6 protein-coding genes are annotated in these 17,394 nt (G+C 43.4%); 5 read left to right on the top strand and 1 reads right to left on the bottom strand.

All coding sequences use genetic code 11. The features are described 5' to 3' along the window. Window positions 1-11 precede the first annotated feature (11 nt). Window positions 12-8,891 (bottom strand): non-ribosomal peptide synthetase, encoded by an 8,880-nt coding sequence (locus tag HWQ58_RS03660; protein WP_292857884.1) that lies wholly within the window; start codon window positions 8,889-8,891, stop codon window positions 12-14. 1,304 nt (window positions 8,892-10,195) lie between these two features. On the opposite strand from HWQ58_RS03660, the gene HWQ58_RS03655 reads away from it, so the two are divergent. The 5 genes from HWQ58_RS03655 (at window position 10,196) to dnaN (ending at window position 17,381) form a co-directional block, all read left to right on the top strand. Next, window positions 10,196-12,778 carry a TonB-dependent siderophore receptor gene (locus tag HWQ58_RS03655; protein WP_292857881.1) on the top strand — a complete coding sequence of 861 codons (2,583 nt, stop codon included), beginning with the start codon at window positions 10,196-10,198 and terminating at the stop codon, window positions 12,776-12,778. A 142-nt stretch (window positions 12,779-12,920) separates the two neighbouring features. After that, window positions 12,921-13,943 carry an ABC transporter substrate-binding protein gene (locus tag HWQ58_RS03650; protein WP_292857878.1) on the top strand — a complete coding sequence of 341 codons (1,023 nt, stop codon included), beginning with the start codon at window positions 12,921-12,923 and terminating at the stop codon, window positions 13,941-13,943. A gap of 181 nt (window positions 13,944-14,124) precedes the next feature. Next, window positions 14,125-15,186: an iron ABC transporter permease gene (locus HWQ58_RS03645; protein ID WP_292857875.1), complete on the top strand. Its 1,062-nt coding sequence runs from the start codon at window positions 14,125-14,127 to the stop codon at window positions 15,184-15,186. Continuing rightward, entirely contained in the window at window positions 15,183-15,983 is an 801-nt protein-coding gene (locus HWQ58_RS03640; protein ID WP_292857872.1) for an ABC transporter ATP-binding protein, read from the top strand. The genes HWQ58_RS03645 and HWQ58_RS03640 overlap by 4 nt, the downstream gene beginning before the upstream one ends. A 234-nt stretch (window positions 15,984-16,217) precedes the next feature. Further along, a complete protein-coding gene (dnaN, locus tag HWQ58_RS03635) occupies window positions 16,218-17,381 on the top strand; it encodes a DNA polymerase III subunit beta (RefSeq protein ID WP_292857869.1) in 1,164 nt (387 codons plus the stop codon). Window positions 17,382-17,394 lie beyond the last annotated feature (13 nt).

Genomic DNA, 17,394 nt, shown 5'->3' with positions numbered 1-17,394 from the left:
CCTTGAAATTTCTACTTGTTGTTGTTCAAAAAAAGCTTATTTAGTTCTTCCTGAGTTAATTCAGCTTCTGGAAAGTCTGAAGGTTTGAAGCTTGGCGTATCGGTGGACACGAAATGAGCAATGGGCGGCATTTCCTCTTGGGGAACGTAAATTCTCTCCACAACCGTTGCTAACTCTGCAATTGTTGGATATGCAAATAACTGATTGATACTGAATTTCAACCCTGCTTCATAAGCTTTAGCCGCAACCTGAATACTTTGAATCGAATCACCTCCCAACTCTAAAAAGTTGTTGTGGATACCCACCTGCCCAATTCCCAAAACTTGACTCCAGATTGTAGCTAGCACCTCTTCTACTACCGTGCGGGGTGCAGTATAAGCCATTTTTTCCTCATCGGATTGTACCTGCTCAGGTGCTGGCAAACGGCGACGATCAACTTTGCCGCTAGGTGTCAATGGCAATTCTTCTAAGATGACAAAGCTGGTAGGAAGCATATATTCTGGTAACTTCTGCCGCAAGAAACTCCGCAATTCCTTGGTTGTAGGTGCTGGTTTTTGCTCTATTACTATGTAGGCGACTAAGCGTTTGCTACCTGAGTCTTCTAAAAGTGTGGCGATCGCTTCTTGAACAACAGGATGTTGAAGTAAAATTGCCTCAATCGCCGTTAGTTCAATCCGATACCCGCGAATCTTCACCTGATGATCGATACGTCCCAAAAACTCAATGTTGCCATCTGGAAGATAACGGCCTAAATCCCCAGTTTTGTAAAGGCGATCGCTCTGTTTTGACTTTTGAACGCCAGGTGCTACAACGGGGAGCCACTGCGGTCTTGGGGTTTCCCCAAGTGGAGCAAGTGGCGTAGGAACCCCCGCAACGCACTGGCTCCTTTTGACTTTTGACTTGTTAAAGGGGTTGGGAATAAACTTTTGGGTAGTTAGTTCTGGACGATTGAGATAACCCCGCGCTACACCTAAACCACCAATATAAACTTCACCAGATACACCAATTGGTACTGGTTGGAGATGAGAATCCAGTAAATAAATTTGGGTGTTGGCAATTGGACGACCAATTGGCACAGGATTTTTTAAGTCATGGTTTTGACAATTGTATACACTGCTCCAAACTGTTGCTTCTGTGGGGCCATACTCATTAAATAAGGATGTATAGGGTAGTAACTGATGATGGCGTTCAACCAACTCTGTAGAACAAGATTCCCCAGCAACAATAACTGTTTGCAAACAGCCAAGCCCAGTTATATCTGTGTGTGCTAAAAGAGCGCTGTAGAGTGAGGGAACACTCAACCAGTGTGAAACTTGATGTTGAACAATTAGCTTGGCTAATTCCCAAATATCTCTCTGGGAACTTTCTCTTAACAGCACCAGCCTACCTCCTTGACACAATGTCCAAAATATGGACGCTACTGAACTATCAAAAGCAAAGGAGGGAATTAATAAGAAACTGGTAACGGGTTCTGAGTAATAAGTAATCCGCGCCAACGTGGAATGGACTAAGTTTTGCTGGGTAACGAGTACTCCCTTGGGTTGACCTGTGGAGCCTGATGTGTAAATAATGTAGGCGAGGTTTTCTAATGTGCTTGTACTGCTGGGGTTTTCTGCGCTTTGCGCTACAATCTGCCAGTCTGAGTCTAGGCAGACAATTTGGGCTGTGTGGGTAGGTAAGTCTGCTATTAGCCGTGCCTGAGTCAGCAGGACTGGCACTTGAGCATCTTTCAGTATAAAAGCGAGATTTTCTTGGGGATATGTTGGGTCTAAAGGTACGTAGGCTCCTCCTGCCTTGAGGATTCCCAAAATTCCCACTATCATCTCCAAGGAACGCTCGACACAGAGAGCCACTGGCACATCGGCAGTTACTCCTAAACGCTGCAAGTAATGGGCTAGAGCATTAGCTCGATGATTTAGCTGTTGGTAGCTGAGTTTTTCATCGGCAAAGACGATCGCGATCGCATCAGGATTTTGTGCTGCCATAGCCTCAAAGTGTTGATGGATACAGCATTGAGGATATTTGCTGGTGTTATTCCACTCTTCGAGCAACATCTGTCGTTGGCGATCGCCCAAAAGACATTGAGACTCGTAACGTGCCAACGGCTGTGCAGACATTACTGTTAGTGTTTCTTGAAAATAAGTGCCAATAGTCTCTAACTGAGCATGACTTATCTGTGTCAAGTCGCACTCTAAATCGAGTTGGATGCAATTTGAGGCATGATTGAGATTAAACTCAGACCGCAACGTAAAATGAGTTTCACCAAAACCCCTCGCCCCTAAAACTTCCAAATCTTTGAGACTTTGCAGACTCTCATAAACATGAAAGTTAGTGTAATTAAAAACAGTTTCAACTAGGGGCTGGAGAGCCTGACGACCAACAAGTTGATGTAAATCTGCATAGGGATAACGCCTGAAGGGCAACAACTCTCGTTCAGCTGCAAAAACCTGCTGCACCAACTCTAGCCAAGTTCCCCCCATCAGCTGCAAACGCAAGGGAACCGTGTTCAAATGGATTCCTAAAGTTTTTTCTCCGTCAGCTTCTTCCAATCGACCATTAGACTCCAGCCCTGTGAGGATATCACTCTCGCCACTTAACAAACTCATCACCCTGATATGTGCAGCTAACAAGACGTTTTTCAGGGGGACTTCTGCTAACCGGGCTAGTTTTTGCAATTTCTCAGAAAGTTCTGGGGAGATGGGGACATCTAAAAAGCCAATTTCTGGGGTATTTGCGCTGTGGTGAGCCACAACCCAACGGGCTATTCTCGTGGTTACACAATCTGCTAATTTTTGCCTCCAAAAATCTTGAGAGTCTGGCGATTGCAATGTTGCACGCTCTAAGGCGACAAAATCTCGATAAGTTATAGCTGGGGCTGGTTCAATGGCTTCGCTTTTACCATTGAGCAAAGCATAATAATGATGCAGCAATTCTGTCAGCAAACAAGCTTTGCTCCAGCCGTCAAGAATAGAAGTGTGACAGCTAAAGGTGAGATAAAAAGACTGCTCTGTGAGGCGGTGAATGAAAAAGCGAATAAATGGTGGGGAAGACCAATCAAAATTTTGTCGTTTTTCAGCTTTTATCCAGGTGGAAAGTGCTTGTTGTTGTTGGTCTGGTGACAAATGACGCAAGTCTTCGACGTGAAAGGGAGCAGTAACTTGTTGATGAACTAGTTGTAGGGGTTCGCTAAAGTTAGTCAGATCAAAGGATGTCCGCAGGATAGCATGGCGATCAACAACGTGCTGTAGAGCTTTTTGAAACAATTCAATGTCTAGACGAACTTGTAAATTGTAAAGAAAAATATCATGGTACATCGGCTCATCAGGCATGGACTGAGTGTGAAAAATCACCCCAGCTTGAACCCTAGCCAAAGGATAGGCATCTTCTACATCTTTGGGTAGCTTTTGCCGTTCTGTCTGGGAAATCAGGCTAAATGGCTCTGTTTTTTGAGTTATTAAAGCACTGAGTTCAACAAAAGTAATTTCTCGTGCCAGTGAGTCGATAGTCTGATGCTGGAAAATCTGCGCTAAGGAGAAGCTTAAACCTTTTGCAGTGGCTCTAGCTAGCACTTGGATGCTGCGAATCGAATCTCCTCCCAACTCAAAAAAGTTGTCGTGAATGCCCACTTGTTCAATGTCCAGCACCTCTGCCCAAACCTCTGCCAACGCCTTTTCTATGAAAGTGCGAGGTGCTACGAAAGCTTTTTCCAATTCAGGTCTGACTTTACCAGGAATTGGTAAAGACTGCCGGTCTACTTTACCATTCGGCGTTAAAGGCAGTGCATCCAGTATGACAAAAGCCGCCGGAATCATGTAATCAGGGAGCTTCTCTAAGAGAAAGCGACGCAATTCGCTAGTAGTGGGTGCTGGTTGATGATGGGTGACACAATAAGCAACTAATTGCTGATTCCTAAAATCTGCCTGAGAATTAGCCAATTCTCCCTTGAGTAAGCGACGCAAACCAGTAATTGTTGATGAATTTTCTACGTCAACCAGTGGTGTGAAATCTCGGTGCTGTTCCTTCTTCTCAATTTCTCTCATCAAAACAACAACTTCCCGCAATGCTGGATGTTGACTCAGTATCGCTTCAATCTCTCCTAGCTCAATCCTGAACCCCCGCAATTTAACTTGATGGTCAAGTCGTCCCAAATATTCAATGTTGCCATCGCTCAGGTAGCGTGCCAAATCCCCAGTTTTGTAAAGACGTTCTAATTTTGACTTTTGACTTTTGACTTTTGACTTGTTAAACGGGTTGGCAATGAATTTAATATCTGTTAATTCTGGTTGATGGAGATAACCCCGCGCTAAACCCACACCGCCAATGTGTAGTTCCCCAGGTACGCCAATAGGCACTGGTTGCAAGTGATTATCTAGCAAATAAATTTGTGTATTGGCAATGGGGCGACCAATGGGAACAGTGTGTTTACGACTCTCACGTTCACAAGCCCAGAACGTAACATCGATCGCAGCTTCCGTTGGCCCGTACAAATTATGTAAGTCTGCATCCAAACGCGCAAAAAATCGTTCTTGTAGTTTCAAAGGTAGGGCTTCACCACTACACATCACCTGTCTCAAGCATTGACACGCTTCAAGCCCAGGTTCTTCAAGAAACACTTGCAACATGGAAGGAACAAAATGCAGCGTGGTGATCTGTTCCTGGGCAATTATCTGAACGAGGTAGGCGCTATCTTGATGACTTGCTGGACGAGCTACCACTAAACGCGCTCCGGTAGTCAAAGGCCAGAAGAATTCCCAAATAGAGACATCAAAGCTAAAGGGTGTCTTTTGGAACACTTTATCTACTGTTGTCAGTTGATAAGTTTCCTGCATCCAAGATAGACGATTGCAAATTCCTCTATGGGTGTTCATTACCCCCTTTGGTTTGCCAGTCGAACCGGAGGTGTAAATCACATAAGCTAAATTATCAGCTGTCACCTGGCTAATTGGGTTGTCCACATTTTTACTAGTCCAAACCTCATGGTTTTTGTCCACCAAGACCACTTGCGCCCCATGTTCGGGCAAAGCTGCGAGGAATTTCTCTTGAGTCAGCAACACTGAAACCTGGGCATTTTCCACCATGAAAGCCAGACGTTCTTGAGGATAGGAGGGATCTAGAGGAACGTAAGCTCCTCCAGCTTTGAGAGTCGCCAAGATACTCACTACCATTAAGAGCGATCGCTCTAGACAAATGCCAACTAACACCTCCGGCTCTACTCCCAGAGTTTGTAGATGATGTGCTAATTGATTGGCTCGTCGATTCAATTCGGCATAAGTGAGTTGTTCTGTTTCAAATACTACCGCCACTGCATTTGGTGTCTGCTCTACCTGAGCCTCAAATTGTTGATGGAGACAAGGTTTGCTGGCGTAATCTACTTGGTTCTGATTCCACTCAAATAATAATTGTTGCTGTTCTAATTCAGTGAGGAGTGGTAGAAGTGAGATGTGCTGCTGTGAGTCGGCAACAATACCTTCTAGTAAGGTTTGAAAATGACCAGCCATCCGCGCAATAGTGGCAGCATCGAATAGGTCTGTGTTGTATTGCCAAGAAGCAGATAGTGTTTCATTAACCTCAGCCATGATGAGATTGAGGTCGAACTGAGCAATTCGCTGTTCGAGGGCTAGGGACTCTAGTTCTAGTTCCCCTAATTTTATCCTTGCTCCTGTTTCCCCTAATGCAAAGGCTGCCAAACCTGATTCATTGAGTAGGTGCGCTTTCTGCAAGACAAACATCACTTGAAATAATGGTGAACGACTGGAGTCTCGCACTGGTTGTAGTTGCTCAACTAGTCGGGCAAAGGGGTAGTTCTGGTGATCAAAAGCATCCAGCACACAGGAACGTACTTGAATGAGAAACTCATCAAAGGTGGGATTTTCTGATAAAGGCGATTGCGCAAAGCGCAGCACCAGAGGTGAACGCAATACTACCGGATTGACAAAATACCCTACCACACCTGCTGCATCAGTTTGACTTCTGCCTGTTGTGGGGGAACCCACTAGGAAGTCTTCTTGACCTGTGTAGCGATAAAGTAGCACTTGCAAGGCTGCTAGCAAGGTCATGTAGAGAGTAACTCCACGTTTGCGGCTGAAGTTTTGTAGTTTTTGAGTTAATTCTGTACTCAGCTGATAGCTAAAGGAAGCTCCTTGATAGGTTTGAATGGCTGGACGCGGACGGTCAGTTGGCAAATTTAATATAGGTAATCCTGCCAACTGCTTTTGCCAGTAGTCCCACAGGCGATCGCCTTCTGGACTCGCTAGCATTAGAGCCTGTTTTCGTACATAGTCGGTGTACTGCCAAACCAAAGGAGGCATCACAGGTGTATTGTTCTTTTGAGCTTGGTACAGTGTTCCCAACTCATCTACCAAGATGGTGAGGCTCCAGAAGTCTGCGACGATGTGGTGAACAACAAGTAAAAGAATGTGTTCCGTTTGTGAGCGAGTCAACAGACTCACCCGCATGAGGGGGCCTTGCTCCAGATTGAAGGGGTGGTATGCTGCTTTAAGCAGGCGATCGCTCAAAAATTCTTCATCCCATGTTGCAGCATCTTCCTGTTGCCAGCAAACCTCTACGTGCTTATGAACTCGCTGTATGGGATGTCCGTCAACATTTGGGAAAGTCGTACCTAGAATTCTATGGCGTTCCACTAAACTCTGAAATGCTCGATGCAATGCAGAAATATCAAGCTCGCCACGAATACGCAGAGCATTAGCAATGTTGTAAGCAGGACTCTCTGGTGTTAGCTGGTGTAAAAAGTACAAAGCCTGTTGACCGTAGGAAAGAGGGTACTCAGTGACAGTCTCATTAATTTGGGCTGGAGCGCTTTTAGGGACAGAAGAAACATTTGTTAACTCAGCAAGTACTACAGTTGCTAGTTGGTTAATATTGGAACCCCCCAAAAAGCTAGTCATCCGTAAGACCACACCCAAGTTAGTTTCAATAGTGTGCTGGAGTTCTACTGCCATTAAGGAATCAATTCCCAGGCTGTTCAAGGGTTGCTGCGGGTTGACTTGGGAAGACACTAATTTGAGTACCTGAGCTACTAACTGCTGAAGATAACAGGTTAACTGTAACTGAAGCTCTTGTGGCTCTAATGCGAGGACAGCTGTATGAGTCAGGCTGCCTATATTGACTGTAGTCTGAGATTCTTCTAAAACGCTGCTGGCAATATTTTCCCAACTTCCTGCCAAAAAATTAGTACGACAAGCATGGCGCTGAATTTTACCGCTAGAAGTTTTGGGGATACTACCTGGCTTGAGGAGTAACACTGCATAAACTTGCAGTTCATGTTCTTTTACTACTGCTTGACGGATAGCTCTAATGACTTCTTCAGTCGCCAAATTTCGTAGGAAACTGCGCTTCACTTCTTGAGCAATAACTAATTTTTCTTCGCCAGCAAGATCAATTGCAAAGGCTGCACTACCGCTAGGTTGCAGTGATGGGTGGCTTTGTTCTACTGACCATTCAATGTCTTGCGGGTAATGATTGCGACCCCGGATAATGATCAAATCCTTCAGGCGACCTGTGACAAATAGCTCTCCCTCCTGCAAAAAGCCCAAGTCTCCTGTCCGCAGAAAAGGCCCGTCTTGAGTATCTTTGAGGTAGGCTCGGAATGTGTAATCCGTTTGCTCTGGCTGATTCCAGTAGCCTTGGGTGACACTAGATCCTGCAACCCAAATCTCACCCACCTCATTAGGTTGGCAAAGGGTTAGAGTCTCAGGATGAACTATGGTAATCTTTAAATCTTGTAAGGCATGACCACAACCGACTATGGTCTGTACACCAGTTTCATTTTGACTGGCTGGAACTATTTTATTTTGCAGCAGTGCCACCGACTGAACTGGTAATAACACAGGTGGAACTAATTTGCTGCCACCAGTTATAATCAGCGTTGTTTCTGCCATACCGTAACAAGGATAGAAACTCTCACGCCGGAAGCCACATTCAGCAAAGGTAGCGGTAAACTGCTCTAGAGTTTCTTTCCGAATCGGTTCAGCGCCGTTAAAAGCAATTTCCCAGCTACTTAAATCCAGGGTGGCTCGTTGTTCGGGCGTGATTTTGCGAACACACAGGTCATAGGCAAAGTTGGGGCCACCGCTAGTTGTTGCTTTATATCGGGAAATCGCCTGTAGCCACCGCAAGGGCTTTTGCAGAAATGCCACAGGAGACATGAGTATGCACGGTATCCCCAAGTACAAGGGCTGAAGCATATTCCCGACTAAACCCATGTCATGGAAAAGGGGCAACCAACCCACGAAAAGCGTATTTTCTGTGTGCTGCATTGCCTGCTTAATTAAAAGTTCGTTATGCAGCAAATTCCCATGACTCACCATTACGCCTTTAGGTGTACCCGTAGAGCCGGAAGTATACTGCAAAAAGGCGAGGCGATCGCTATTTATAGATGGCTGCTGCCATAAATGTGCTAGATCGGTAGTAATGTTATCAGTAGTCAGCAACCGCAAAGTTTGTAAATTCGGATACTGAGCGAATTGTCGCTCAATGTTGGCAAAGACAGTTGTGGTGGTAAGGGCAATCGCAGCCTGTGCATCTGCCACAACAGCCTGGAGTCGGGACAAAGATTGGTTCGGTCGGGGCGGATAAGCTGGGACTGCAATTACCCCAGCATACAGACATCCGAAAAACGCAGCTATAAATTCTAAACCAGGTGGGTAGAGCAGTAGTCCACGCTCTCCACTTTTGACTCCATAACTTTGAAGTAGAGCAGCAATGCTCCGAGCTTGGCGATCTAGTTTTCCATAAGTCAAATATGATGCTTCTACCTCTCCATCCAGCAGAAAAGAATAAGCCTTTTGCTCAGGTTTCAGAACCGCTCTCCAATGAAGAAGTTCAACCAACGAGGTGAATTTCCTCGGTAGCTCGGAAAGATTTTTGCTCATTTATGTCACTCCATTTATACAACTATCTATGTGGAGCCAAACTGCCTAGTTGTGTTAAGTGCGATTAACTCCGCTGGGCGGTTATGCCATCGCCTTCTCAGCCTTTATTTATTGAAAATTTCAGCTTATTAGCCACACTGTATTTTTTTGAGAAAAAAGTTTTTTATTTCTAATTCTAAAATTTCACAGCACAACCAACTCAGGCAAAATATGCCTTAACATGACAGCTTTGTGAAATTTACAGTTTATCTATGGATTGAACATTATTAACAAAAATATTTATCATTAATTTTCTACTCTTGTCAAGCATCCTGCTATATGTAAACAATATTTAAAATAAACAAAATAACATTTTTATTATGCTTATAAAACATTTATCAATATGAATATTTTTATTTTAAACTGGAAAAAGCTATTCATAGCAATATTTTCAGTGCAGTCTACGCAAATGGTTTACATTTTAGAAATAAAAAAATCTGAATAGGACAACTTGTCAAATTTTGCATAACTTATACAAAGTAGATTTCCCATAGGAAACTGATAGTCTAAACTGTGATAAAAGTAATCTAGGCAGAATAAAAGTTACAAAACATTTCAAGAAAACAAAAGCTAATGTCAGACTATCTATAGTACTGTGCTGCGTAAATACGTCTATCTTTTTTAAGGCTAGAAATCCAGTGTTTCAAGGCTCATAATGGTAGGTTTATCGTAAATTCAAGGGTTTAAGACCCCTACATCTATATGTAGCGCGGAGTCGGAGCCACTCCACCTCCGATCATTTTCAGTCGGGGTTTAAATCCCCGTCTGAATGTTTGAATTTTGAATTGTTAACTGTGCCAAGCTGTATTAGCTTCGATTTCAAAAGTATATGAATGCATAAATATAACAATGTTTAATGAATTCATAACTTTTTTACACAAATAATTCGAGTAGCGGATAGAAAAAAGTATTTTTATGTACAGGCTATGCGATTCAATTATAATAAAATCTAAGTCAAAGCAAATCTTGAGTTATTGATATTGCTAAAAGAAAATGCAAGTGCTTAATTTTTAGCACTTTGATATGTTCAAAGAGTTAATTTTTGAGAAAACAATTGTTTTTAAGAGAATTATGAAAAAAGTGGCTTAGGTTGGTATGGCATTTCTAAAGTGTGGTTGTCTTTTGTGAACAAAAATAATTAATAATAATTATCAATTATTTGTTGTAGCACTTGAAAGTAAAAGCGTATTGCGATCGCCTGCAACTAGGTGTGTCTTGATTTCATCAATATTGTGGTGTGGAGGAAAATCTTGAAACTCAAACAGATGATATTATATATAGGGATTGTAGGAGCTATTTGTCTGTTAGAGACTCAGCCTGTAAAAGCACAGTCAGCAGAACCACCGATCGCAAAGATTCCTCAACTGAGCGATGTTCCACGTCCTTACACCAATGTTAAAGACTGGCTAGCGCAGCAGAATCAACAGACTGAAGTCACACCAGTGACAGGAGTGCGCCTAAGAGCAACTGATAGTGGATTGGAAATCCTCTTAGAAACTCCTACATCTGATAAGTTACAAACCACCATCAACAGGGAAAACAATAACTTTATTGCAGATATCCCTAATGCTCAACTGCGATTAACAGGTGATAGTTCTTTCCGTCAAGACAAGCCTGTTGCGGGAATTAGCGAAGTAATAGTTACTAATGTAGATACAAATAGTATCCGAGTGACGGTAACGGGTGAGGGAAGTATCCCAAAAGTCGAGTTAGATGACGGCGATACAGGTTTAATTTTTGTTGTTACCCCAGTTACATCCTCGACACCACAAGCGCCGGATACATTTAAACCAAGTAGTGAAACACCGCCAACTCAACCATCGGCTGATGCAAATGAACCGATTGAACTAATAGTGACAGGGGAGAGCGATACATATTCAGTACCCGACGCTAGCACTGCAACAAGGACAGATACACCACTCAGGGACATTCCTCAATCAATTCAAGTTATTCCCCGTCAGGTGATTGAAGACCGAAATGTTGTACGTCTTTCGGAATTGGCGGATAACGTTAGTGGTGTACAACCAGAACGGGGATATGGGGGATTGTCGTCATTAGGATTTCGGGTGCGTGGGTTTCTCACCAATTTTGAAACTTTACGCAATGGCTTTCCCGATTATGGTTACTTCAGTCCGCGAGATGTCGCTAATATCGAGAGGTTGGAAATTCTCAAAGGGCCGGCGGCGGTACTTTATGGTGGTAGTCCAACACAATATGCAGGAGGAAGTGGTGTTATTAACACAACTACCAAAAAGCCGCTTGCAGAGCCTTATTACAGTGCCAGTGTAACTTATGGAAGTTACAACTTTTTGCGTCCGACTTTAGATATTAGCGGGCCACTGACAGATGATAAATCAGTGCTGTATCGTTTGAATGTCGCTTATGAAAGTTCTGACAGTTTTCGTGATTTTGTCGAGTATGACAGCTTTTTTATCTCGCCTGTGGTAGAGATAAAAGTAGGCGATCGCACTAAACTCACCTTTGAATACGAACACCAGAAATATAACTTTGTTTTTGATAATGGTTTTCCCATTGAGCCAGAAATTCTCCAACTTGGGCGCAGTCGGTTTTTAGGAGAACCCAACTTTGCTAATGGGGAAGTGACATTTAACTCATTAACCTATAAACTAGAACACGAATTTGACGACGACTGGAAATTTCGCCAAGGATTTAATGTTCTCAGTGCTAATTTGAATGACGCAAGGCAGGTATCTCCTGGTTCTTTGCGAGACGACCGTCGGACACTAGACCGTTTGTTCTCCGCTTCTGATGAAGAACACGAAAATATTACGCTACAAAACGAAATTTCTGGTAAGTTTTCTACTGGTTCTATTCGCCATAATGTGCTATTTGGTGTAGATTTAGCGCGAAATTTATTTAACTACATTTTTGCCCCAGACCTAGAACTATCAATAGATATTTTTGACCCGCAATATGGTGGAACTCCTACTCCTGTAGAAGATGGTTCTCCCTTTGGTCGAAAAATTGTCTCCGAAAATGTTGGTTTATTTGCGCAGAACTTAATTGAACTTACACCTAATTTCAAAGTTTTATTAGGTGGTCGCTTGGACTTTAATGATTACAGCACTCAAGACCGTGTAAGTGGCGATATTCTCGATAAGCAATCAAATACTCGATTTTCGCCGCGAGTTGGAGTTATATATCAACCAAGCGATGCGACTTCACTTTACTTCAATTGGTCTAATGGTTTTTCTCCCCAATTTCAAGCCAGAAGTCGGACAGAGGAAAAATTTGAACCGCAAACTACCGAGCAGTTTGAGGTGGGGGTTAAACAAAATTTTCTTGACAATAAACTTTCTGCAACTTTGGCATTCTTTCAAATTACCAAGCAGAATGTATTGACACCAGACCCACTAGACGACCTTAACCAATTCAGTATCCAAACCGGAGAACAACGCAGTCGAGGTATTGAATTAGATATTGCAGGCGAAATATTACCAGGTTGGAAAGTGATTGCCAACTATGCTTACATTGATGGCGAAGTGACAAAAGATAATCTGATTCCTGTAGGAGACAGATTATTTGGTGTCCCAGAACATAGCGCTGGATTGTGGACAAGTTATGAACTACAAAGGGGTAGTTTGCAGGGCTTAGGATTTGGTGCTGGGTTGTATTTTGTTGGTGAGCAGGAGGTGGATTTACCGAATACGTTTAAACTTCCAAGTTATTTACGAGCGGATGCTTCTATCTTCTATCGGCGGCAAAATTATCGATTTGCAGTCAATTTCAAGAATATTTCTAATGTTAAATATTATGAGGTTGATGGGTATAGTATTGACCCTGCGCCACCGTTTACGGTGTTGGGAACAGTGTCTGTTGAGTTTTGATTATTAGGTTAAATTTTTTTAACGCATAGGCGCTTCGCCTTCCCGCAGGGTAGGAACGCAAAGTACGCGCAGAGGAACGCAGAGTTTTCTGAAGTTAATTCGTTACGATTTTGTTGTGTTAAGAGGATTTCAAGAGGGTTGTGTGAGTAAATTACATCGCCGGATCTGGATATTTCAACCCTTTGTTGCAGTCTTAGCAGTGCTGATGCTGGGTATGGTTTCAGGGTGTGCAGGAAATGTCGCTGCCCCAAATGATAGTACCTCGAATGCGACACAATATACACCATTTACACTTAAGAACTGTGATTCGACGATTACCTACAAACAACCACCACAACGCGCTGTCACCATGATGCAATCGGCGACGGAGGTCATGTTAGCGCTGGGTTTAGAAAAGCAGATGGTTGGTACAGCATACCTGGATAATCCGATTTTGCCAGAGTATCAACAGGCATATTCCCAAATTCGCGTATTAGCGCCTAAGTACCCGTCGCGGGAAGTTTTTTTGGGGGTTGAGCCGGATTTTGTCTTCTCCACTGAGGAAAGCGCTTTTGCCAAAGAAGCACTTGGGTCAGAGTTGCTAAAACTAGGTATTTCTTCTTATTTGTTGCCCATTGAATGCGATCGCATCGAACTTAGACCTGAGCGCGTGACGATGGAGAATTTATATCAAGAAATCCGAGAAATCGGGCGGATTTTTGGAGTGGAACAACGAGCAGAAAAATTAATTGTGCAACTGCGATCGCAACTCGAAGCAACCCAACAAAAGTTAAATAAAGTGACAACCAAAAAGCGCATTTTTTGGTACGATTCTGAAAATCCTCCCCTAACTGTTTCTAACTGGGGAATGCCCAATCATATTATTGAATTAGCTGGTGGAGAAAATATATTCAAAGATATCCAAGAGAAAAAAGCATGGGTAACAGTTAATTGGGAAGACGTGATTGCACGTCAACCTGATGTGATTGTTCTGATTGATGCTAACTGGTCATCTGCCGAAGAGAAGCGTCAATTACTTAAATCTAACCCTGCTTACTCTCAGTTAAAAGCAGTGCAGCAGGATAAATTCATTGTCATCGGTTTTAGTTACACGATGCCAGGAATTAGGAATGTCACAGGGGTGAAACAATTAGCAGAGGCTTTATATCCAGAGAGGTTTAAGTGATGAGGGGAGCAGGGGAGATGAGGGGAGCAGGGGAGATGAGGGAGATAGGGGGACAAGGGGGTAAACAAAACTCCTAACTCTTAACTCTTAACTCTTAACTCTTAACTCCTAACTCAGCACTCAGCACTCAGCACTCAGCACTCCTAATGCCCAATGCCCAATGCCCAATGACTAATAACTAATGACTAATCTATTACCAAAGCAATTGAGAAAAAATAAGCAGCAACGCTACAAGCTGCTAATGGTAGCAATGGTTGTCATATTGTTGGTTTCTATGACGTTGGCGGTGATGATTGGGCCAGTGCCTATTCCTGCTTTGAGAGTATGGCAGATAGCTTTATCCCAAGTGTTTCCAAAAGTTACAGGAGACTGGACGCAAGCACAAGTTCAAATTGTCTGGCTGATCCGCTTTCCACGTGTGCTATTGGCTTTTTTTGTTGGCGCTGGACTATCAGTGGTTGGTGTCATCATGCAAGCACTGGTGCGAAATCCCTTAGCTGACCCATTTATTCTCGGTATTTCCTCTGGCGCGTCGGTGGGTGCTGTTTTAGTTATCCTATTTGGTATTTTCTCGTTTTTTGGTGTGTATGCACTGTCTGTTGGGGCTTTCCTCGGTGCGCTGTTAGCATTCGTTGTTGTTTTCTTTTTAGCACGACGACAAGGATACTTCTCCTCCACTCGCTTAATTTTAATTGGTGTAGCAGTATCGTCTTTGTTTGAGGCGGTAACGAGTTTTTTAGCTATCAAGGCTGGAAGTGGTGAAGCTACACGACGAGTATTGTTTTGGTTATTGGGAGGACTTTCGGGAACAACGTGGACAGACTTAATCCTGCCGATGCTGACTTTGTTCTTGGGAATCGGGTATTTGTTACTCCAGACGCAATCGCTAAACGCACTCCTCATCGGTGAAGAAACAGCTCAGACTCTGGGAACTGACACCGATCGCTTCCGCAAGCAGTTATTCCTAGTAACCTCACTGGTGACAGGCGTAATAGTTGCTCTCAGTGGTGTCATAGGCTTCGTTGGGCTAATGATTCCTCACAGCGTCCGTTTCCTCGTCGGCTCAGATCATCGCCAGGTGTTACCTGTGAGTTTGCTCCTGGGCGGAATTTTCTTAATTTGGGCAGATGTCTTAGCACGCACCATTGTCGCCCCAGAGGAACTGCCCATTGGTATTATTACGGCACTTTTCGGCGCTCCTTTTTTCATTTGGTTGATGCAAGGTAAAGGCGGTGGAAAATGAAGTTAGAGGTGAAACACCTATCCTGGAGTATTGAGGGAAAGCAGATTTTGCATGACATCAATCTGCAAGTGTCGTCGGGTGAGTTTGTGGGGCTGATTGGCCCTAATGGTAGTGGTAAGTCAAGTTTGCTCAGGTGTATGTATCGTGTCCTGAAGCCAGATAGTGGGTTGATAACTCTCAACGGAAAAAATATCTGGCATTTGAGTACCCGTGAAATGGCACAAGCTACAGCAGTTGTTTTGCAGGAAGCATCTATTGAATTTGATTTTACTGTTGCAGAGATGGTATTGATGGGGCGTAATGCCCATCAAGGTTTGTTTGACCGTGAGACAGAAAAAGACCACTCCATAGTCTTCGATGCTTTGGTACAGGTGGGAATGAATGACTTTGCAGAACGTAGTTTCATTTCCCTTTCTGGTGGAGAAAAACAGCGTGTGTTGATTGCACGCGCCATAGCCCAGCAAGCACGGTTTTTGATTCTCGATGAGCCGACTAATCACCTTGATATTCGCTATCAGTTAGAACTTTTGCAACTGGTGAAGGGGTTGGGTGTGACTACTATTGCGGCGTTGCACGATTTGAATTTGGCTGCTAGTTATTGCGATCGCATTTATGTTGTCAATAATGGAACAATTAAAGCAGTAGGAACACCTCAAGATTTACTACAACCTGCTTTAATCCGTGAAGTTTTCGGTGTGGGTTCAACAGTAGAAACCGACCCAAGTAATGGTAAATTACACATCAGTTTCTTCTTAGATGCAGGAATAGGAAGCAAGAGGAATTACCTTGCTCCTTAGAGGTTGTTTGAAAAGTCGGAAGGATGGTAAAAAAGCTCTCTCAGTATAACGTGAGTTCGATGGTTAGAAAACGGCAAAAAGCTTGCTAGATGCGAAACAACATCCTCTAAACGAGTTTTCTACCCTTAAGCAACTTCGTCAGCGATGCCTACGCCCACGTACTAACTAAAAAACAGCGATCGCATACTGAACAATAAGGGTGTTAGGATATCTTTCACCAGCTGAATCTGACTTATGAAATTAGTTTGCTCCCAAAGCGATCTCAGTACAAACCTCTCACTCGTTAGTCGTGCAGTACCTTCACGACCAACTCATCCAGTACTTGCCAATGTGTTGTTACAAGCGGATGCTGAAACTAACCAAGTAAGCTTAACAGCCTTCGATCTCAGCTTAGGAATCCGCACCAGCTTTAACGCAGAGGTATGGCAAAGTGGTGCGATCGCACTTCCTGCTAAATTACTTGTAGACATCACTTCTCGTCTTCCAGAAGGTGAAATCACTCTCGATGATGAATCAGCCTTGACAGGTGCAACATCTGGTGGAGAAGGTTTAATTGTCACACTCACACCTAAGAGTGGACATTACCAATTCCAAGCAATGGGGCCAGAAGAATTTCCCGAACTTCCTGTAATTGAAAATACAGAAGTAATTCATCTCACCACCACCGCATTAATTGAGGGATTACGCGGTTCATTATTTGCTACCAGTGCTGATGAAACCAAGCAAGTACTCATCGGTGTGCATTTAACAGTTAAACAAGATACTCTAGAATTTGCAGCTACCGACGGACATCGCCTCGCAGTCGTAGAAACTAGCAACGAGCGTCCTCTAGGCGGAACTAATCAACTAGAAGTAACAGTACCAGCTAGAGCATTACGTGAACTCCAACGAATGTTAGCTCATAGCGCCTCATCAGATGAACCTGTAGCTTTATATTTCGATCGAGGTCAAGTTGTGTTTGCATGGCAAAATCAACGCTTGACTAGTCGTACATTAGAAGGGCAATATCCTGCCTATCGACAATTAATTCCGCGCCAATTTGAGCGACAAGTGACAATTGAACGGCGGCAATTTGTCAGCACTTTGGAACGGATTGCTGTGCTAGCCGATCAGAAAAATAATATTGTCAAGGTCAGTATTGATAGCGAAGCTCAAGAAATTACCTTATCTTGTGAAGCTCAAGATGTGGGCAGTGGTAGAGAGTCGATGCCTGCACAAATTTCTGGGGAAAATATAGAAATTGCTTTTAATATTAAGTATTTGATGGAAGGCTTGAAAGAATTACCATCTTCCGAAATTCAAATGCATTTAAATCAAAGCCTAACTCCAGTGATTTTTACACCATTGGGTGGTTTGAAAATGACCTATTTAGCGATGCCTGTACAACTTAGAAGTTAGAGGTGATATCATG

It is taken from the genome of Nostoc sp. LPT (assembly GCF_017115165.1).
Taxonomy (GTDB): Bacteria; Cyanobacteriota; Cyanobacteriia; order Cyanobacteriales; family Nostocaceae; genus Nostoc.
This window is presented reverse-complemented; position numbering and strand designations above follow the sequence as displayed.